Source organism: Polynucleobacter sp. MG-27-Goln-C1 (genome assembly GCF_018881905.1).
Lineage (GTDB): Bacteria > Pseudomonadota > Gammaproteobacteria > Burkholderiales > Burkholderiaceae > Polynucleobacter.
This window is the reverse complement of sequence record NZ_JACVPM010000001.1, coordinates 14,027-33,189: the sequence shown is the minus strand read 5'-3', so window position 1 is coordinate 33,189 and position 19,163 is coordinate 14,027. Positions and strand designations below refer to the sequence as shown.

Here is a 19,163-nt window from a genome sequence, read left to right as displayed (position 1 = left end):
TCATCAAAGCACATCCAAATCTTGACGAGCTTTGCTTGCCTTATTAAATAATTTCTCTAAGCCAGCACCATCATTATCAGCAATCAATTTACGCATGTGATTGACGATAAGTAGATATTGATCGAGTTCTTTTAAAACTGCTGTGCGATTACCCAAGCAAATATCGCGCCACATCTCAGGACTCGAGGCAGCGATGCGCGTGAAATCTTTAAAACCTGCGCCAACATGACTGAGCTTTTGATCGGCATCTTCAGAATTCACTACGCTTGCCATCAAAGCATAAGAAAGAATATGCGGTAAATGAGAAACCGCTGCATAGATCGCATCGTGTTGCACACAAGAGATCTTTTTCACAATAGATCCAACGGACTGCCAAAAACCTTCGATTAAATCGGTATCTTGCGGAGAGTTTTCTTGTAGAGGACAAAGAATCGTTTGCTTGCCTTCAAAGAGATCAGCTTTAGCTGCGTTGGCACCATGTTGGGCACCACCTGCAATTGGGTGTGCCGGCACAAACTGGCAGACCTTTTTACCTAAGACTTCCTTGGCAGCCAAAATCACATCACCTTTAGTGCTGCCAGCATCTGTCAGCATGGTCCGAGACTCTAGGTGTGGCTCAATCACTTCAAAAGCAGCGCGCATCTGAGCCACTGGCACACACAACACAATCACATCAGATTGTTTTGCTGCTTCGACTAAATCGACTACAGCATCAATCGCACCCATCTTGAGCGCGTGATCTAAATTTGCAGCGCTACGACCAACACCCAATACCTTATTCACCACGCCTGCTTTTTTTAATGCCAAACCCAAAGAGGCGCCGATCAAGCCAACACCAACAATAGTGACGGTACCGTAATTACTGGATGGATTAATGATGGCCATTACTGCTTCGCCAAAATATCTTTAAGCGCGACAACAAAGGCTGCATTTTCTTCAGGTAAGCCAATCGAAATACGTAACCATTGTGGCAAGCCGTAATTTCCAACTGGGCGAACAATGATGCCGCGTTTGAGGAGCTCTAAATTAATACGAGCGCCAGCACCATCATCTTCACCAACCTTGACCAGCACAAAGTTTCCGGCGGATGGGAGGTAAGTCAGGCCAAGTTCATCAAAGGCCTGGGTTAATTGGGCAAAGCCAGCGCGATTGAGTTCAAAGCCTTGTTGCAAGAATGCAGAATCCTGAAATGCTGCGATCGCCGCGGCTTGTGCAAGACTATTCACGTTAAATGGCTGACGGATGCGATTCAGTAAATCGGTCAAAGCGGGTTGAGCTACTCCGTAGCCAATTCGTAAACCTGCCAAACCATATGCCTTAGAAAAGCTACGCGACAAAATCATATTAGGGAAACGTTTTACCCAAGCAATTGCGTCATAGCGCTGATCAGCCGCAAGGTACTCGTTATAGGCCTCATCTAGTACAACAACGACATGCTCTGGAACGGCGATTAAAAACTCTTCAATTTCTTTTGCAGTCAGATAACTGCCAGTAGGATTATTTGGGTTAGCCACAAATACCAACTTGGCTTTATCACCAGCAGCTTTTACCGCTTGCAACATGGCAGACAAGTCATGGCCGTACATTTCAGTTGCAGCTACTTCAACCGCTTTAGCACCAACAGCTTGAGTAGCTAATGGGTAAACGGCAAAGGCATGCTTAGAAAAAATCACTTCATCGCCAGCTTGAGCAACTGCACGTGCAGCCAACTCCAAGATATCGTTACTACCATTACCTAAGGTAATCCAATCGGTTGGAACACCTAAGCGCGCTGACAATACATTCTTTAATTCAAAGCCATTGGAGTCTGGGTAACGACCCAAGTCTGCAGCCGCCTTTAGCATGGCTTCTTGCGCTGACTTTGGCATACCTAATGGATTCTCATTGGAGGCCAACTTCACAATCTTGTTTTCATCAAGACCGTATTCGCGCGCAACCTCGCTGATAGGTCGCCCACCGACATAGGGCGCTATCGCATGAATATGCTTTAAACCAATATTGGACTTAGAGCTCATACTGAATGAGGGTATGAACCGAGATTTTTATAAAAAGCGGCTGTTGTTTTTAATTCATTCAATGCTTTGGCAACTTTCGCATCGTCAGCATGTCCTGCTACATCAATATAGAAGTGATACTCCCAAGTTCCCTTGCGAGCTGGACGAGACTCAAAGCGATTCATGGATACACCATGCTTAGCCAAGGGCTCTAACAAACGATGTACCGCACCCGGCTGGTTATCTACCGACAACACCAAAGAAGTTTGATCTTTGCCGGTTGGCTGACATTCATATGTGCCAACCACGACAAAACGCGTACGGTTATGCGGATCATCCTGAATCTGTGCAGCTACCGCCTGTAATCCATAGGCTTCCTGCGCAGGATCTCCAGCAATTGCTGCCAAGCTTGGATCAAGAGAGGCCATGCGCGCTGCCTCAGCGTTGCTACTGACTGCCTGGCGCTTCAATTGAGGGGCGTGCACACTCAACCATTGCTGACATTGCGCTAAAGCCTGAGCATGCGCACATACGGTTGTGACACCATCTAGATTGCCACTCTTAGTCAAGAGGTGATGACGAATAGGCAGTACCACTTCGCCACTAATGCGCATTGGAGAATCTAAAAGTAAATCTAAAGTACGAGAAATGGCGCCCTCGCTAGAGTTCTCGACCGGAACCACTCCGAATTGAGCTGCACCCTTCTCCACCGCCTTGAATACTTCATCAAGACTATTGCAGGGTAAGCCAGCAATCGAGTGACCAAAATAGGTTTGAGCCGCTTGCTCTGAAAATGTTCCCACTGGTCCAAGATAGGCGATTGTCTGGCGAGCCTCTAAGGCGCGACAAGCTGACATCACTTCACGCCAAATTGCGGCGATACCATCCGGCAATAATGGACCTTTGCTGAGCTCCTGTAAGCGCGCGACAACTTGACGCTCACGCTCAGGCCTAAATACCGGAGATGAAAAACCACCTTTGATATGACCAACCTCTTGAGCTGCTTTTGCACGTTGCGACAACAAATCCAAAATCTGCGCGTCTAGCGCATCGATCTTGTCGCGGATTGGCGCAAGGCGTTGTTCTTCGGTACTCTGATCTTTAGAGCTCATTAGGCACGCCTTTCAAAGTCACGCATAAATTCCACTAAGGTCTTGACGCCTTCGAGCGGCATTGCGTTGTAAATACTGGCGCGCATACCTCCGGCCGCCTTATGACCGCGCAAGGCAACTAAGCCTGCTGCATTGGATTGCTCTAAGAACTGAGCATTTAAATTTTCATCCTTCAAAAAGAAGGTGACGTTCATTCTGGAGCGATATTCTTTAGGAATGCGATTTTCGTAAAGGCTACTTTGATCCAAGAAGTTATAGAGTAAGTCTGCTTTTTCTTGATTGCGTTTCTCGATCGCTTTGACGCCACCTTGTTTTAGCAACCACTTAAATCCCAATCCAGCCATATAAATTGAAAAGGTGGGTGGCGTATTCAACATCGAGTCAGTTGAAGCCTGCTTAGACCAATCCCAAATTGATGGCGTGATCTTCATACTGTGACCCATCAAATCTTTCCGCACGATCACAATGGTTACGCCGGATGGGCCGATATTCTTTTGTGCGCCACCAAACCACACACCGCATTTGGTGACATCCATTTCCTTGGAAAGGATATTGCTAGAAATATCTGCAACCAATAATTTGCCATTGACATCCGGCACATCTGGAAACTCCACGCCACCGATAGTTTCATTCGCACAGTAATGAACGTAAGCAGCATCATCAGATAGCTGCCAAGAAGATCTTGGAGGGATGGTATTAAATTTTTCTGATGCAGAAGATGCAGCTAAATGAGCGACACCATATTTTTCAGCTTCTTTATATGACTTTTCAGACCACACACCAGTTACCAAAAAATCTGCTTTGGGGCCATTCTTGGCTAAGAGCATGAGGTTCATTGGAATAGCGGCATTTTGGCCTAAGCCACCGCCTTGAAGCATCAAGATTTCATAAGAATCTGGAATACCCATAAGGGTACGCAAATCTTGCAGCACTTCCTCATAAAGAGCCATGAACTCTTTGCCGCGATGACTGACTTCCATGACGCTGGCACCCAAACCCTGCCAATTCAACATCTCCGCAGCAGCCTGCTGCAATACCTCTTCAGGCAAGGTAGCGGGCCCCGCAGCGAAATTGAAAATGCGGCGGTCAAACGTCATGATGAATTAATTAACCTTGTATGAATGCCAATTAGGCATCACCAGCTTCATCAGAATTGGAGTCAACTGCTGGATCAGCGGAAACATCTCCACCTTCACCGTCTTCACCATCATCCAAATCATTCTCATCATCAGAATCGCTTTCAGCGATACGCTGCAAGCCAGATAAACGTGTGCCTTCGTCAACGTTAATCAATGTGACGCCCTGAGTTGCGCGCCCCATCTCACGAATCTCTGAAACACGTGTGCGCACCAAGATACCGCCAGTAGTGATCAACATAATTTGATCCTCAGGAGATACCAAAGCGGCAGCAACCACTTTACCGTTACGCTCAGTTGTCTGAATGGCGATCATGCCTTTAGTGCCACGACCATGACGGGTGTATTCACCAATCGGAGTGCGTTTACCAAAACCATTTTCTGTTGCAGTTAATACGCTGTTTGGAATAGCGAGGCCATTCGCATCAACGACAACTGCTTCAGCACCTTCGGCAGCTTCAGCCGGGGCAACTAACATGGCAATTACTTGATGACCCTCACCCAAGTTCATACCGCGCACACCGCGCGCTGTACGACCCATTGGACGAACATCATTCTCATCAAAGCGCACCGCTTTACCAGCGTCAGAGAACAACATCACATCATGCTGACCATCAGTAATGGCTGCGCCAACTAAGAAGTCATTTTCATTTAAGTCGACAGCAATAATTCCGGCCTTACGAGGATTAGAGAAGTCAGACAAACGTGTCTTCTTCACTGTACCCAGACTCGTTGCCATGAAGACGTAATGATCATCTTGATATCCCTTAATCGGGAGAATCACAGTAATCTTTTCGCCTTCAATCAATGGGAACATGTTGACGATTGGCTTGCCACGTGAATTACGGCTACCTTGTGGAACTTCCCACACTTTGAGCCAGTACATGCGTCCACGATCCGAGAAGCACAGAATGATGTCATGCGTATTCGCGACGAAGAGAGTTTCAATCCAATCTTCACTCTTCGTAGCTGCAGCTTGTTTGCCACGACCACCACGTTTTTGCGCACGGTATTCACTCAGAGGCTGACTCTTCATGTAACCAGTATTCGAAAGTGTGACCACCATATCTTGCGGAGTGATCAAATCTTCTGTGAACAACTCAGTTGCATTCATCTCAATGAATGAACGACGACCACTGTCACCACCTGCAATGCCAAATTCAGCTTGCACTTCTTTCAATTCAGATTCAATAACTTGAGTGACACGCTCTGGCTTAGCAAGCAAGTCGAGCAAGTCAGAAATCTCAGCCATCACGTCTTTGTATTCATTGACGATCTTGTCTTGCTCAAGGCCAGTCAAACGTTGCAAACGCATCTGCAAAATTTCTTGTGCTTGGCTATCCGACAAACGATAGAGACCAGTAGTTTGCATGCCGTACTCAGGCAATAAACCTTCAGGACGATAAGCGTTACGACCACCCGGAGTATCCGTCTCAGCACGAGCTAACATCTCACGCACCATAGAAGAGTCCCATGCCTTGCTCATCAATTCTGACTTAGCAATCACTGGGTTTGCAGCAGCTTTAATGATGGCAATAAATTCATCAATGTTTGCTAATGCAACAGCTAAACCTTCTAAGACATGACCACGCTCGCGTGCTTTGCGTAATTCAAAAATTGTGCGACGTGTTACCACTTCGCGACGATGCTGTAAGAAGTACTCCAGCATTTGCTTCAAGTTCAACAAGCGTGGCTGGTTATCCACCAATGCCACCATGTTCATACCGAAGTTATCTTGCAGTTGAGTGCTCTTGTACAAATTATTCAGAACTACTTCAGGTACTTCACCACGCTTAAGCTCGATCACGACGCGCATACCTGACTTATCAGATTCATCGCGCAGATCAGAAATACCTTCTACTTTTTTCTCATTCACTAACTCGGCAATGCGCTCGAGCAAGTTCTTTTTATTTACCTGATATGGCAACTCGTCAACGATGATGGCCTGACGAGCACCCTTATCAAGGTCTTCAAAGTGGGTCTTGGCACGCATCACAACGCGACCACGGCCGGTACGATAGCCCTCGCGGACCCCTTGAACACCGTAAATAATGCCGGCGGTCGGGAAATCTGGTGCCGGGATAATCTCAATCAGCTCATCAATAGTGCATTCTGGGTTGTGCAATACGTGTAAACAGGCCGTAATCACCTCATCCAAGTTATGAGGAGGGATATTGGTTGCCATACCCACGGCAATGCCTGAGCTGCCATTAATTAGCAAATTAGGCACTTTTGCAGGAAGAATTAGGGGTTCCTTCTCACTACCATCGTAATTTGGCCCGAAATCCACGGTTTCCTTGTCCAAATCGGCCAATAGCTCATGGGCGATCTTACGAAGGCGGATCTCGGTATACCGCATTGCAGCAGCGTTATCGCCGTCTACGGAGCCAAAGTTACCCTGTCCGTCAACTAACATATAGCGCAGAGAAAAGTCCTGGGCCATCCGAACAATGGTGTCATACACCGCAGAATCGCCGTGTGGATGGTATTTACCGATCACATCGCCAACTATACGGGCAGATTTTTTGTAAGCACGGTTCCAATCGTTGTTTAATTCATACATCGCAAATAAGACCCGGCGATGAACTGGCTTGAGGCCGTCACGCACGTCTGGCAGGGCTCTGCCGACAATGACGCTCATTGCGTAGTCCAAATAGGACCTCCGCATTTCGTCTTCTAGGGATATTGGTAGTGTTTCTTTAGCGGCTTGTTCCATTTAGAAATAATATCATTTTGATGACTGATAGCCCCTATGCTAATATTCTGTCAGTTTGTACGAAATTGAGATGTGTCGCTTTGCGGTTTTTTGCTTCAAAGTAGGGCGAATTACATTTAAGTTTGACTTTAATTAAAAAAGAGATTTTTGAGGACTAAAAATGAACAAAACCCTAAAAGTGTTGCTAGCTTCTGTTATCACTGTTTCTGCTTCTGCAGCAATGGCTTCTGATAACTGGGAAAACAGCTCTGGCTTGAATTGGAAAAACGGCGACGGCGCATTGTGCTGGCGTGATAGCAACTGGACACCTGCAACTGCTGCAGCTAATTGCGATGGCTGGTTAGCTCCTAAAGCTGCTCCTGGCATTAGCCAAAGCAAGATCACTTTGCAAGCTGACACACTTTATGACTTCGACAAAGCTACATTGAAGCCAGAAGGTAAAGCTACATTGGACAAGATCGCTGCTGACTTGAACAAGATCAAATTAGAAGTAATTATTGCTGTTGGTAACACTGATAGCGTTGGTACTGATGCTTACAACATGGCTCTCGGCCAGCGTCGTGCTCAGTCCGTTAAAGCTTACTTAGTAAGCAAAGGTGTTGACGGTAGCCGTATTTACACAGAATCAAAAGGCAAGAGCAATCCAGTTGCATCAAATGCAACTGCTGAAGGCCGCGCTAAGAACCGCCGCACCGACATCGAAGTTGTTGGTACAGCTGCAGTTAAGTAATTCTTTTTACTTGTAAAAAAGCCCGGTTCTGCCGGGCTTTTTTATTTCCGCTATATTCGTAATTCATTCATCTCCACGCGCTTCTGCGTCTTTAACTCTATGAACGTCGATCAATCTGAAATCGCTAAATTTAGCGCCCTAGCCCATCGCTGGTGGGATCCCCATAGCGAATTCAAACCCTTGCATGCAATCAACCCGTTGCGCCTCAATTGGATTAAGTCTTTTGTTGATCTCCAAGGCAAGAAGGTTCTGGATGTCGGCTGTGGCGGTGGAATTCTGGCAGAGTCTATTGCTCAATCTGGAGCTGATACGTGCGGCATTGATTTATCTGAAAAAGCCCTCAAGGTAGCTGAATTACACGCCCTCGAAGTAGGCGCTACCCTCAAATACCGGTCCATATCAGCAGAGGCGCTAGCTGAAGAAGAGCCAGAACAGTACGACGTGGTGACATGCATGGAGATGCTAGAGCATGTTCCAGACCCTGCCTCAGTAGTTCGTGCTTGCGCCAAGCTCTGCAAGCCGGGTGGCACCCTCTTTTTTAGCACCTTAAATCGCAGTCCTAAGTCCTACCTATTTGCCATTATTGGCGCGGAATACATCCTGCGACTCCTGCCCAAGGGTACGCATGAATACGCCAAATTCATCAAACCTTCCGAACTCGTTGCATTTACTCGCCAAGCAGATCTAGAAATGATCGGCATGAAGGGTATGAGCTATAACCCCATTACTCAGGTCTATAGCCTCGGTGATGATGTTGATGTGAACTACATGATTGTTGTGCGCAAATGAGTAACGGGTTAGCAAGCCCTTACAAGGGCGTCTTTTTTGACCTGGATGGCACTCTTGCTGATACGGCCCCAGACCTTGTGGCTGCCGCAAATCAGCTCCTCATCGCCAGAAATCTCGCACCCAAGCAATATGAGATCTTGCGCCCTCGCGCTTCTGCTGGAGCCCGTGGCCTAATCAGCGGAGCTTTTGGAATTGATCCCGACCACCCTGACTTCATTCCCTTGCGCGATGAGTTTTTTGCGAACTACGAGAAGGCTTTGCTGGTTAACAGCGTGCTATTTGAGGGCGTAGATCACCTATTGGATCAACTAGATGGCGCTAAGCTTCCTTGGGGCATTGTGACAAACAAGAGTGAGCGCTTTACCAACCCGCTTACTGATTTAATGGGCCTGCGCCAAAGAGCAGCGTCAACAGTCTCCGGCGACACTACCCCTTATTCAAAACCACATCCTGAGCCCATCTTGCATGCCGCCAGAATCGCCAATATTGACCCGAGTTACTCTGTATACGTTGGCGATGACATTAGAGATATCGTGGCAGGCAAAGCAGCGGGTATGAAGACGATTGCAGCAGCCTACGGCTATTGCGGCTGCGAAGAGCCACCTGAAGCCTGGGGCGCGGACTATCTTGTGCGCCACCCAAAAGAACTGCTAGAAATCATCTTCCCGCAGTAGGGCTTAATTAACAATCTGCAAGATATCCAACAATTTAAGGCTAAGAGCCTTAAAATAAGGTTTCCAATGCATGAACTCCGGGGTCGACATGGTTTCGACGTGGATTACAAAGCATCAAGGGCATACCGAGGACCCGTTATCTCGTAAATCAATGGGAATGTAATAACTGCAAACGACGAACGTTTCGCACTAGCCGCTTAATTGCGGTTGCCCCTGAACTGATTCTCTCTTGGGTCAGCTAGCGCAAGCTAGATCAGGGTCATTTACAAGAGATAAGATCATTTCATGTCACGGGGAATGGTTCGAAAACTTAGTGAATCGCCAGCGTGGAACATGTCAGTCTGTGACTAGCTAGCTAAATTAAATGATATGACTAAGTATGTAGAACTTGTTGTAGAGGATTTGCGGACGCGGGTTCGATTCCCGCCGACTCCACCATTTTGTAGTACGTAACAGTCTAACGCCACCCACCAGGGTGGCGTTTTTCTTTGTAGATAAAGGGCTGTACGCCCATCATGGTCTTTCTGGATTCTGCTGTATCCAAATACGCTGGGGGTATTATTGGGGGTATCGGAGCAAAATCGAACAGGATCAAAAACATGGTTGGGGGTATTTCTGGAAAGCTTACGGATAAAGGGATCAAGAGCTTCATCAACCGCTCAGCCCCAGGTAGCAAGCTTGCAGATGGTCGAGGCCTTTATTTACTTATCACCCAGACCCAAACTGCTATTTGGCGAATCAAATATCGCATCGAAGGCAAAGAAAAAAGTTATTCCATAGGCGGGTATCCACAAAACAGCTTGGCTCAAGCAAGGCTAGAACTAAACGAGGTCAAGGCTTGTCTTACCAAAGGCCAGGATCCAGTCATCTCCAGGCGCCTTAATAGAGCCAATGCCGCATCTCAAAGTGATAGCACCTTCAAGGCTGTAGCTGAAGAATGGTTCTCCATGAAAGAGAAAGAATGGAGTGCAACCCACTTCACGAAATCTAAAAGGGCTTTTGAGCGCGATGTTTATAAATCGCTGGGAGCGCTGCCTATTGAAAGCATTACCCCATCCGTTATTGCCAAGGCAATTGAGACTATCAACAAACGAGATGTTCTAGAGACTGCCACAAGAATTTTGCAGCATCTCAATGGGGTGTTTCGTTATGCGCAGGCTAAAGGTTTATGTGAGGGGAATTCTGCCGCGCCCGTAAAAGAAATTCTTCCTAGAAAGAAAACTAATGGGCGCATGCCTGCATTACTCGATTGGAAATCATTAGGCGCCCTCTTACGCGCTGCAGATGCAGCACGTCTTTCTCCGTCAGTGAGAGCGGCTCATCGTCTTCTCGCTTTTACTGCAACACGTATCAGCAATGTTGTACAAGCCGAGTGGAAAGAATTTGATCTAGATGCGGATATTCCAATTTGGGTAATACCTCGTGCAAAGATGAAGGATCATACGCGTATTGGCGATCACCGCATTCCTTTGGGCCCACAAATTACTGCAGAGTTAAAACAATGGGGAAAACTTTTTGGAAGAAAAGGTTATGTATTTCCATCGCCCACTGGCAATCAATTCATTAGTCGCGAGAGTCTTGAGAAGGCTTATCGGGTAACGCTCAATATGGCGGGCAAGCATGCACCACATGGCTGGCGAAGCGCCTTCTCAACACTTGCTAGGGATAACGGCTTTGAACAGGATGTTGTTGAGTTAGCTCTTGATCACGCACATGGAAATGAAGTTGTACGAGCCTATGACCGCGGTGAGCGATTTACCCAAAGGGTTGGGCTATATAAGTGGTGGGGCGAGAAACTGACTCATGCGCAGAATGGGGCTGAGATTATTGAGTTACCAAAGAAAGTGGCATAAAAAACTTTGGCGATACGTCCGCTAACGACCCAAAGCAGACTTTGGCGGAACATGGCTCCACTAATCAACGATAGCAATCTGATCACTTCACTACGGCCCAGTCTATAGGCTAAATTGAGGGAATTTAACTTATAAATTAAATCTTGCTGTAGTCACTTTCGTCCCTATCTTGATAACTGCTATGGCCTTAGCCCCTTTGGGAATAGCGAAGCTTCCTTTCAGTTCGAATTTGCCTCCATTAGGCAGCAGCTCATAATCTTTTTTATCTGATCCAATTAAGACTGTCAGCTTTGCGGTCCTACCATCTATAGGTATCGGTTTACCGTGGTCCGTCAAATACAACGACAAGCTATCAGGCTTTGCAACCAATTCAACATCAATGTCCTTAGCCTCTACTATGACACCGCCATGCATTGGCTTTAAATCATGGCCGGCTCCAGCATGGGCTGGACCAATAAAACTGATTATCAAGGTTGCAATCACCATCATTGATTTCATATAGACCCCTTAAAATTAAAATACTTCGTTAGTCTTCATACTGCTTAATGCTGTTTCTGATGCCTTTTTTCCATAAAGCCAAAACATGACTGGCGTTAAAAAGGTATCCAATAAGGTAGAGCTGATGAGCCCGGAGAAAATAACGACTGCTACTGGATGCAATATTTCTGTACCAGGACGCTCTGCCTCAAACAACAATGGCGCCAAGGCAAAAGCCGTCACCAAAGCTGTCATTAGTACAGGACTTAAGCGCTCAATTGATCCGCGAATAATCATTGCCAGGCTAAACGATTCACCTTCTGACTGCATCAAATTTAAGTAATGGCTAATTTTTAAGATTCCGTTACGCACAGATATTCCTGCTAGCGTGATAAATCCTATTAATGCAGCAATCGAGAGTGGCTGGCCTGAAATCCACAAACCAATCACTGCTCCGACCATAGCCAATGGAATGTTAGACATAATCATTAAAGATAGGCGCATGGACTTATAGCGATTATTTAATACTGCAAACATCAAAAGAAATGATCCAATTGATAGCAAACCAATTACTTTAGATGCCTCTTCTTGCGCTTTAAATTGACCATCTAAAGTAATAAAGTAACCTTCTGGAAGGGTCTGATTAGAAATAACAGCTCTAATGTCAGTCACAATATCTGACAAGGCGCGCTTAGAGGCATTAGCCGATAAGACAATTCTTCGCTTACCGCCATCTCTACTAATTTGATTTGGACCATCCCCATCCTCAATGCTAGCAATTTTTGAGAGTGGAATTTTTCCATTTGGCGTATCAATCAAAATATCAGCAAGCCCTTCTAAGTTTCTTGCTGAGTCTGGTAACTTGATCACTAAGGCAAACCGCCGATTACCTTCAATAATTTGCGAGAGTCTCTCCCCTTCAACCATGCCCTGCAAGGTGGCCATAATCTGAGAAGTTGAAACTCCGTATTGCGCTGCTTTATCGTAATCAATTCGGACCTTAATTTGTGGTGCTAAAACCTGCTTTTCAATTTCCAAATCAACTAAGCCTTCAATGCCTGCTAATTTGGATCTCAAAAGATCGGCTTGGCTACGCAGCACATCTAAATCATCGCCAAAGATCTTAATCGCAATTTGCGATCGCACTCCTGAAAGCATGTGATCTATTCGATGTGAGATTGGCTGACCGATCGCAATTGCAGCGGGTAAGTTAACTAATCTTGACCTGATATCTGCCTGTATCTCAGCCATGGAGCGATCTAAATCACCCGCAGGCTTTAAACCAACATCTAACTCGCTAACGTGTACACCTTCCGCATGCTCGTCCAACTCTGCGCGGCCACTCCTGCGTCCAACATAAGTCACTTCGGGAACCTGCCTGACTAACTTTTCTGCTTGGCTAGCTACGCCTGCCGATTCAGAGAGAGAGACACCAGGATTTAAACGCAGTCCGATCAGTAAAGTCCCTTCGTTAAAGGGCGGTAAAAATGAGCTCGCCATAAAGGGAACACTGGCAGCAGCGACTATGACAGATGCAAAGGCATACATCAGAGGCTTTTTAGGCGCCGCTAACAACCTTGATAACTGAACCTCATAATGGCTTTTAAGCCAAGTGACAATCTTTGTATCGTGATCCCTCAGGGACTGCATTGAGGGCAGCAGATAAAAGCAGAGTACTGGCGTGATAGTGACTGAAACTAAAAGTGATGCAAGAGTAGAGACTATAAATGCAATACCCAAAGGCACAAATAGTCGCCCCTCTATGCCTGGTAATGCAAATAATGGGATGAATACCAAAACGATGATGGCTGTAGCGTAGATAATGCCGGTCCTTACCTCAAGCGAGGCGGCTCTCACAATCGCTAGTGGACTTAATTGATCTAAAGATACTTTATCTAGATTTGCTCTAAGGCGACGAATCACGTTTTCCACATCAACCACTGCATCATCAACCAGGCCGCCGATTGCAATGGCTAGGCCTCCTAAGGTCATCGTATTAATTGATAAACCAAAATACTTAAAAACCAAGGCAGTTAAGAGAATTGAAACTGGAATTGCTGTTAATGAGATGAGGACCGGGCGAATTGTTCCTAAAAAGAAATACAGCACTACAGCAACAAAGATTGATGCGCCGATGAGCTTACCCTCTAAAGTGCTAATGGATGCATCAATAAAGCTCGCCTGCCTAAATGTTACTTTTGGAGCTTCCATGCCAGTTGGCAAGCCCTGCTTTAATTCTGCAATAGCTGATTCAATCTTTTTTGTTAGCGCTACCGTATCTGCTGAAGGTTGTTTTTGTACACCTAGAATGACTGCTGGCCCACCTTCATAACCGGCATCACCTCGCTTAACTGCTGGCGCAAAAGTAATATCAGCAACTTGTCTTAAAAGTATTGTTTGTCCATTGCGGTTCGATACAGCAATGTTCTTTAAATCTTCAAGGCTAGAAGTTCGCCCTATATGACGAATAAGATACTCACGATTATTGGACTCAAGAAATCCACCAGACGTATTTGCAGAGTAGCCTCGCAGTGCATCTTCGATCTGGAAGATGCTAAGCCCTAGCTCCGCCATGCGGCGGGTATTGGGCTGCACCTGGAACTGCCTAACCTGCCCACCAATAGGGATAACTTGAGCCACCCCAGGGATAGCCATTAACCTGGGTCGCAAAACCCAGTCAGCATACTCACGAACCTGCATGGATGAAATCTTTGACTCATCAATCGGAATGGCAATTTGCATGATCTCGCCCATGATCGAACTAATGGGCCCCATGCGCGAAACAATGCCATCCGGAATTGCTCCGTCCATAGATGAGAGTCTTTCTGAAACCATTTGCCTAGCGCGATAGATGTCTACAGACCAGTCAAAAGTAACGTATATGAAAGAAAGGCCAGCACTAGATACTGAGCGAATGGCTTCTACTCCTGGTAAACCATTCATAGCCGTTTCGAGTGGGAATGTAATGAGTTGTTCAACTTCCTCTGAAGCCATTCCGCCAGCCTCAGTCATGATGGTGACAGTAGGCTTATTCAGATCGGGAAAGACATCCACAGGCATCTTGCTTAAGGTGTACGCACCATAGACCATAGATATAGCACTAAGCAAAATCACCATCATGCGATTTTTTAAGCTGAAATCTAATAACCAAGTAAACATGTCTTAGTCCTTAACGAATTTGATTGATGAGTGATGCCCCATCAGCAATGACTCGTTCACCATCTTTAATACCGCTAGTGATAACAATGTTCTGACCATCTAAAGGCTCATATACAACTGTTCTGGGCTCAAATATTTCTGGGGACTTTTTAATCCAGACAATTGTTTGGTTCGAGCTGCTTTTGACTAATGATTTTGAAGGCGCTTTTACTCCAGTGACCTTGCTATAGGTATTTACGAATACTCGAATGGGTTGGCCTATCGGTAAAAATTGGAGATCGTCCGATTTAGCAGAAAAAGTAAGAGGTAAAGCTTGCTCTCTGAGAGCCTGTCCACCACCAAGATACTTGAGCTCAATCACTTTGCCATTGACATCCACTTTGCCATCAGCGATGTTCTTACTCAGATTTGAGTCGTAGGCAAGCGCTTCTATTAATAGCTTAGATGGATTAACGACCTCAAAGATTAAATCTCTTGCTTGCACTACTTGGCCAGATACGACACCCGTAGTAGAAATAATTCCGCTGACTGGGGCTCTTAATTCTTCATTAGCAACCGCGGCTTCTGCCTCTTCAATAGTCTTACGAGGGACCGTATCGCTAAGATCTCGCAAACGCTTTAGTCGACTTTCCGCGAGTGATCTTGATTTTCCTGGGCCAGCCTCTGGCGTTACATACGCCAAGACATCGCCTTTACTAACCTTCTGTCCGGGCAATGGAAAACCAGCTGGTCCCGGCGTAATACGGCCAGCAACAATCGCCTGCACCTTACCGCCAAAGTTAGGATCCATGATGACTTTTCCAGCTAAATCATAGGTTTTGGCATATTCGCCGAACTGGCCAGGAGTTGTCATCACGTGTAACTGGCGTTGCGCAGGCTTGGGAATAAAAAGGCTGCCGTCCGACTGTCTTTTCGGGGCATCGCCCTGAACTTGGGATGCTTCCGACTCGCCATGACCCGGCCCAGCATGAACCTTAAAAGCAAATAGCGCCACAGATAAACCAATAAGAATAAAGGGGCGAAATACAAAATCTCTTTGTTTGCGATTCATACCCGCTCCTTGATTTGTTTGATTAATTTTTTTGCATGCGTCATCAACACCTCTTTCTTGCGATAGGAAAAATAGGCAATTGCCATCAAGAGGCTGAAATAAAGCAAGATCTTTATTGCTGATTTCCAAGTGATCAATGAGGAGCGCTCAAAGGAACTTAGATCGATAGTGGCTGCTAGTATGTCGGTAACATCATCATCATTAATCGTGATGGTGATCGCAGTAGGCTGATCTTTAATTTTATTTTTTAGGCGAAAGAGATACTCTCCATCGCCATGGGGCTCTGAACTAATTTTAGAGCCCTCAAGCTCAATTTCAACCTTAGCTCCTTTGACCAATTCATTTGAGGAGTAGCGATCTAGGTAGAGCGTGATTTCCTTACCATTGATCACTCCTACCGCCTCATAGAGATCAGATTCAGCATAAAAGCGAGGTAATGTTTGAGTTTGTGCAGTGGTGGGTTTTTCCTCCCCATGACCAGGTCCTGCATGAGCTGCTGATGCGATTGTCAGAGATAGCGCAATTAATAGTTTTGACGCCAACTGACTATATTTGTTTAATAAATTCATAGCTAAAGTGACCTTACTCTGGTAACAGGCCAAGGGCCTGTCGTAAATTTGAAACTGAAACTGCGTAATTGATTTTTGCAATCGCAGCCTGTCTATTTGCATCCACTGCTTCTAGCTCTATACGCAGTCTTGTGGGCAAATCGGTTTCACCAAAGCGAAATGATTTGTCAAAAAATTGACGTGTTTCATTGGCTAAGTTAGACCTCTTATCTGCGGCGCCAAGCTTCATTTGTGCCGACTTCACTAAAGCCACATTTGATTCCACATTACTTAATGCAGACTCTCGCTCATAGGACAATCTAACCTCTGAATCGACCATCTCAGCTGTAGCGCTGGCCAATCTATTGGTATTTCGAGCATCAGAGCCAAAAGGAATTCTTAACCCAACAGCAACTGATTGCTGATAGGGAACGCCATAGACTTCACGGCCCTTAGTAGTCCATATTTGCAATTGTGGGGATGCCCGAGTTTGAGACTTTGCTAAGTCAACTGCTTTTTTAGCAACCTCCAACTGATCTACAAGTGCCGCAACAATCGGCAAACTGGAATCTAGTCCTGACAAGTTTTCAGGAACCTTGGGTAACGGTTCAATATTTTTAGCAATATCACCGAACTGAATTTTCTTTAGATACTCACTGCCCAGTAAAGAGCGTACCCTTTGCTCAGCATTAATGACGTTGGCCTGCGCTTCGACTGAATAGGCTTCCGAAGAGGCGAGCGCTCCATTAGCCTGATGAAGATCAGCGCGAGATAAGTCTCCAGCCTTAAATCTCCTTTCAACATCAAGAGCTAGGTTTTTTGCATTCTCATACCTACGCAAAGCTAAATCAGACTCAATTTTTGACTTCTGGTAATTCCAATAGGCATCCCTCACCTCGGCCGCAATTCTCAGTTGAGATAGATAGTATTGAGACAAAAGCTTTTTATATTCAGCATCGGCTAGATTGATTGAGCTTGATCGCTCATTCCATAACCACAGCGGAATACCCAAACCCAGCATGGTTTCACTAGCACCCTGATTGGTGTTAGTTCTATCGGTCTTTTGCGATACCTCTACCGAGGCTGGGCTTACCAAAAGACTGCTAGCAATTTTCTGCTTAGCGAGCGCAGCCTCAACGCGATATTGATAGGATTTGTAATCAGGCTGCCGCTCCCATGAAGACTCATAGAAGGACTTTAAGGCCGACTCACCTTTGCGCTCACCATTGGCCAATACTATTGGCGAAACCAATAGAAAAACTAATCCCGATAGTTGAATGACGCAGCGACGAACTGCATCTGTATGCTCTCGCAACATAAAAACTCCATTTGTTTGTTCAAAACAGAGTTAGCGAGAGGAGAGGCTAGGTTAAAACTCTCGCTAACTTAGGAGAGAGAGCCAATTGGGTTTTTCGGGAGGAGCAGGAGAAATATCAACTAAGAAATCCACTCGAGCATCTTCATAATGTAAGGCAGTAGAGGCAATCGAAATACTAAAAGTGGAATTTAGTGCTGGAGAATGTGCCAAATGACAGACTCCGCAATCAGAATCGTAACTTACAGAGTCACTACTAGAGGTGCTACTAGCGACTTCCTCATGCTCGTGATGTGCAGCATGGGATGCTGCTATCCGCTCTTCTTGGCAGTAAGCAGCGACCATAGCATAGGAAGTTTGTATCGATAAAGCTAGCAGGGCTAGGATTATCAGGATTTTTCTCATTCGCCAATTACAGCATATTTCCCTTTATTTCGCATTGAGAGCTTTTCCATGCAAGTCAAATGGATTAATCACTCAAATAGCTGCTGTATTGCCACAAACCCTTGAATACCTAATGACTTGGAGGAAGAGGCGGCTCAACAACTTCAGAAGGTCTGCTAATGGCCGAAAGCAGCCATTTAACTGAGTTCTAAACCACCCTCTCAAAATGTGGCACATCAACAAATCCCTTGAAATTCCCACCCCACCTATTTTTAGGGCCTAGGCTTTCCCAATAATCACCCACCGTACGGATCAGCTCCTTGTCCCAGACTAGCTTTCCATTCCAGAAGAAATTGAGATCAATAGCGCAACGTCTTAAGTGATTGCTATTCATAGTCTTTGATCTGCCGGTCTTGAAGTAGATTTCTTGTTGCTCTGGAGAACGCCAAAGCTCACCGCCGGTAATCACCCACCCTTCCGCAGTAGCAAACTGGATTAGTCTGCTGACGTCAATTAGAAAGGCAGCTTGCTCTGGTACTAGACCACTTACCTTTGTATTCACGTAGCTTCTTCTTTTTTACTTGAGCCATGCATACGCATCTCAAAGATCTTCTCCACAGATCTACCGCCAAAGTAAGCGAGCAAGACTAGCTGGCCCCATTCGCCAAGAAGCCTTACATAGGCTTCATTGATATCAATACCCATCGCGGATAGCAAGGCGAATAACAGGTAGGCCGTGAGGATATAAACCAGCGTTCCTGGTCTGATGTTCTTCGATAACCTGGAGTCGCTACCCATGTCAGATTGCCAGCGATTGGTGGCATTGTCTTGTGAGGCTCGGTGCATCTCGGCTAGAAGTTTGGACTCCTCTATCTCGAGTTCTTTCTGTTTGAGTGTGTATTGCAGCAGTAACTGCTCTTGCTCGATCTCTAACTGCTTGAGCTTGATCAGATCTTCCTGACTAGGGTTATCCGGAATGCGCGCCCCAATCTTGCTCTCAATGAATTCTTTACCTTTGGCTTGAACCGCGCCTGCAAGTAGACCAAGGCCATTGACGGCCAAGGTTTGTACTAGAGAGGTAATAATTGGAAGCATGTAATAGGTTCTTTTCTTGATGCTTGGAATATGGAAGTCCACCGCCCCACTACCGCCTAGGCTTTTAATTGGTGTTGGCAGTGGGGCGCAGTTACGCGCGCCCACACACCATGGTTACTTCAATACCCGC

Annotated in this window: 17 protein-coding genes and 1 other RNA gene; 5 read left to right on the top strand and 13 right to left on the bottom strand. The window is 45.9% G+C overall.

Annotated features, from left to right (window positions below):
• Positions 1 to 3 precede the first annotated feature (3 nt).
• From ICN14_RS00155 to gyrA, 5 genes are read right to left on the bottom strand one after another with little or no spacing between them, the layout of a single operon-like run.
• Positions 4 to 885, bottom strand: a complete 882-nt coding sequence (locus ICN14_RS00155) for a prephenate dehydrogenase/arogenate dehydrogenase family protein (protein ID WP_216224014.1) — start codon at positions 883 to 885, stop codon at positions 4 to 6.
• Positions 885 to 2,015: a histidinol-phosphate transaminase gene (hisC, locus tag ICN14_RS00150; RefSeq protein ID WP_216224012.1), complete on the bottom strand. Its 1,131-nt coding sequence runs from the start codon at positions 2,013 to 2,015 to the stop codon at positions 885 to 887. The genes ICN14_RS00155 and hisC overlap by 1 nt, the downstream gene beginning before the upstream one ends.
• Positions 2,012 to 3,106, bottom strand: coding sequence for a prephenate dehydratase (gene pheA, locus ICN14_RS00145; protein WP_216224010.1), 1,095 nt, complete (start codon positions 3,104 to 3,106; stop codon positions 2,012 to 2,014). Before pheA ends, hisC begins: the two co-directional genes overlap by 4 nt.
• Positions 3,106 to 4,203, bottom strand: a complete 1,098-nt coding sequence (serC, locus tag ICN14_RS00140) for a 3-phosphoserine/phosphohydroxythreonine transaminase (RefSeq protein ID WP_216224008.1) — start codon at positions 4,201 to 4,203, stop codon at positions 3,106 to 3,108. Before serC ends, pheA begins: the two co-directional genes overlap by 1 nt.
• A 31-nt stretch (positions 4,204 to 4,234) precedes the next feature.
• Entirely contained in the window at positions 4,235 to 6,958 is a 2,724-nt protein-coding gene (gene gyrA / locus ICN14_RS00135; protein ID WP_216224007.1) for a DNA gyrase subunit A, read from the bottom strand.
• Positions 6,959 to 7,118: 160 nt separating this feature from the next.
• Between gyrA and ompA the strand changes: the two genes are divergently transcribed.
• The 5 genes from ompA (at position 7,119) to ICN14_RS00110 (ending at position 11,004) form a co-directional block, all read left to right on the top strand.
• Complete coding sequence (gene ompA, locus ICN14_RS00130) at positions 7,119 to 7,688, top strand: outer membrane protein OmpA (RefSeq protein WP_216224005.1); 570 nt, start codon at positions 7,119 to 7,121, stop codon at positions 7,686 to 7,688.
• Positions 7,689 to 7,787: 99 nt separating this feature from the next.
• Positions 7,788 to 8,477, top strand: coding sequence for a bifunctional 2-polyprenyl-6-hydroxyphenol methylase/3-demethylubiquinol 3-O-methyltransferase UbiG (gene ubiG, locus ICN14_RS00125; protein WP_216224003.1), 690 nt, complete (start codon positions 7,788 to 7,790; stop codon positions 8,475 to 8,477).
• The gene (locus ICN14_RS00120; protein WP_216224001.1) at positions 8,474 to 9,151 is read left to right on the top strand and encodes an HAD family hydrolase; all 678 of its coding nucleotides are present in this window, start codon (positions 8,474 to 8,476) and stop codon (positions 9,149 to 9,151) included. Before ubiG ends, ICN14_RS00120 begins: the two co-directional genes overlap by 4 nt.
• A gap of 79 nt (positions 9,152 to 9,230) precedes the next feature.
• Positions 9,231 to 9,589, top strand: a transfer-messenger RNA (tmRNA) gene (ssrA, locus tag ICN14_RS00115).
• A gap of 77 nt (positions 9,590 to 9,666) precedes the next feature.
• Complete coding sequence (locus tag ICN14_RS00110; RefSeq protein WP_216223999.1) at positions 9,667 to 11,004, top strand: integrase arm-type DNA-binding domain-containing protein; 1,338 nt, start codon at positions 9,667 to 9,669, stop codon at positions 11,002 to 11,004.
• Positions 11,005 to 11,133: 129 nt separating this feature from the next.
• Here the strand turns inward: ICN14_RS00110 and ICN14_RS00105 are convergent, their stop codons facing one another.
• The 8 genes from ICN14_RS00105 to ICN14_RS00070 all read right to left on the bottom strand — a co-directional run bounded on the left by ICN14_RS00105 (position 11,134) and on the right by ICN14_RS00070 (position 19,138).
• On the bottom strand, positions 11,134 to 11,502 hold the full coding sequence (locus tag ICN14_RS00105; RefSeq protein WP_216223997.1) for a hypothetical protein: 369 nt from the start codon (positions 11,500 to 11,502) through the stop codon (positions 11,134 to 11,136).
• A gap of 15 nt (positions 11,503 to 11,517) precedes the next feature.
• Positions 11,518 to 14,640, bottom strand: a complete 3,123-nt coding sequence (locus ICN14_RS00100; protein WP_216223995.1) for an efflux RND transporter permease subunit — start codon at positions 14,638 to 14,640, stop codon at positions 11,518 to 11,520.
• Between the two features lie 10 nt (positions 14,641 to 14,650).
• Entirely contained in the window at positions 14,651 to 15,691 is a 1,041-nt protein-coding gene (locus tag ICN14_RS00095; RefSeq protein ID WP_216223994.1) for an efflux RND transporter periplasmic adaptor subunit, read from the bottom strand.
• Positions 15,688 to 16,260, bottom strand: a complete 573-nt coding sequence (locus ICN14_RS00090; RefSeq protein ID WP_216223993.1) for a hypothetical protein — start codon at positions 16,258 to 16,260, stop codon at positions 15,688 to 15,690. The genes ICN14_RS00095 and ICN14_RS00090 overlap by 4 nt, the downstream gene beginning before the upstream one ends.
• 13 nt (positions 16,261 to 16,273) lie before the next feature.
• The gene (locus ICN14_RS00085) at positions 16,274 to 17,557 is read right to left on the bottom strand and encodes a TolC family protein (protein WP_216223992.1); all 1,284 of its coding nucleotides are present in this window, start codon (positions 17,555 to 17,557) and stop codon (positions 16,274 to 16,276) included.
• Between the two features lie 63 nt (positions 17,558 to 17,620).
• Positions 17,621 to 17,959 carry a cobalt-zinc-cadmium resistance protein gene (locus ICN14_RS00080; RefSeq protein ID WP_216223991.1) on the bottom strand — a complete coding sequence of 113 codons (339 nt, stop codon included), beginning with the start codon at positions 17,957 to 17,959 and terminating at the stop codon, positions 17,621 to 17,623.
• Positions 17,960 to 18,146: 187 nt separating this feature from the next.
• Positions 18,147 to 18,500 carry a M15 family metallopeptidase gene (locus tag ICN14_RS10415; RefSeq protein WP_216223990.1) on the bottom strand — a complete coding sequence of 118 codons (354 nt, stop codon included), beginning with the start codon at positions 18,498 to 18,500 and terminating at the stop codon, positions 18,147 to 18,149.
• A complete protein-coding gene (locus ICN14_RS00070) occupies positions 18,497 to 19,138 on the bottom strand; it encodes a hypothetical protein (RefSeq protein ID WP_216223989.1) in 642 nt (213 codons plus the stop codon). The genes ICN14_RS10415 and ICN14_RS00070 overlap by 4 nt, the downstream gene beginning before the upstream one ends.
• Positions 19,139 to 19,163: the final 25 nt, after the last annotated feature.

What these genes read in the sequence shown, in the direction of transcription:
- hisC (WP_216224012.1), bottom strand. Translation starts at nt 2,015, where the DNA reads ATGAGCTCTAAGTCCAATATTGGTTTAAAGCATATTCATGCGATAGCG.
- ompA (WP_216224005.1), top strand. Translation starts at nt 7,119, where the DNA reads ATGAACAAAACCCTAAAAGTGTTGCTAGCTTCTGTTATCACTGTTTCT.
- serC (WP_216224008.1), bottom strand. Translation starts at nt 4,203, where the DNA reads ATGACGTTTGACCGCCGCATTTTCAATTTCGCTGCGGGGCCCGCTACC.
- ICN14_RS00120 (WP_216224001.1), top strand. Translation starts at nt 8,474, where the DNA reads ATGAGTAACGGGTTAGCAAGCCCTTACAAGGGCGTCTTTTTTGACCTG.
- gyrA (WP_216224007.1), bottom strand. Translation starts at nt 6,958, where the DNA reads ATGGAACAAGCCGCTAAAGAAACACTACCAATATCCCTAGAAGACGAA.
- ubiG (WP_216224003.1), top strand. Translation starts at nt 7,788, where the DNA reads ATGAACGTCGATCAATCTGAAATCGCTAAATTTAGCGCCCTAGCCCAT.
- ICN14_RS00110 (WP_216223999.1), top strand. Translation starts at nt 9,667, where the DNA reads ATGGTCTTTCTGGATTCTGCTGTATCCAAATACGCTGGGGGTATTATT.
- ICN14_RS00080 (WP_216223991.1), bottom strand. Translation starts at nt 17,959, where the DNA reads ATGAGAAAAATCCTGATAATCCTAGCCCTGCTAGCTTTATCGATACAA.
- ICN14_RS00155 (WP_216224014.1), bottom strand. Translation starts at nt 885, where the DNA reads ATGGCCATCATTAATCCATCCAGTAATTACGGTACCGTCACTATTGTT.
- ICN14_RS00090 (WP_216223993.1), bottom strand. Translation starts at nt 16,260, where the DNA reads ATGAATTTATTAAACAAATATAGTCAGTTGGCGTCAAAACTATTAATT.
- ICN14_RS00100 (WP_216223995.1), bottom strand. Translation starts at nt 14,640, where the DNA reads ATGTTTACTTGGTTATTAGATTTCAGCTTAAAAAATCGCATGATGGTG.
- ICN14_RS00105 (WP_216223997.1), bottom strand. Translation starts at nt 11,502, where the DNA reads ATGAAATCAATGATGGTGATTGCAACCTTGATAATCAGTTTTATTGGT.
- ICN14_RS00085 (WP_216223992.1), bottom strand. Translation starts at nt 17,557, where the DNA reads ATGTTGCGAGAGCATACAGATGCAGTTCGTCGCTGCGTCATTCAACTA.
- pheA (WP_216224010.1), bottom strand. Translation starts at nt 3,106, where the DNA reads ATGAGCTCTAAAGATCAGAGTACCGAAGAACAACGCCTTGCGCCAATC.
- ICN14_RS00095 (WP_216223994.1), bottom strand. Translation starts at nt 15,691, where the DNA reads ATGAATCGCAAACAAAGAGATTTTGTATTTCGCCCCTTTATTCTTATT.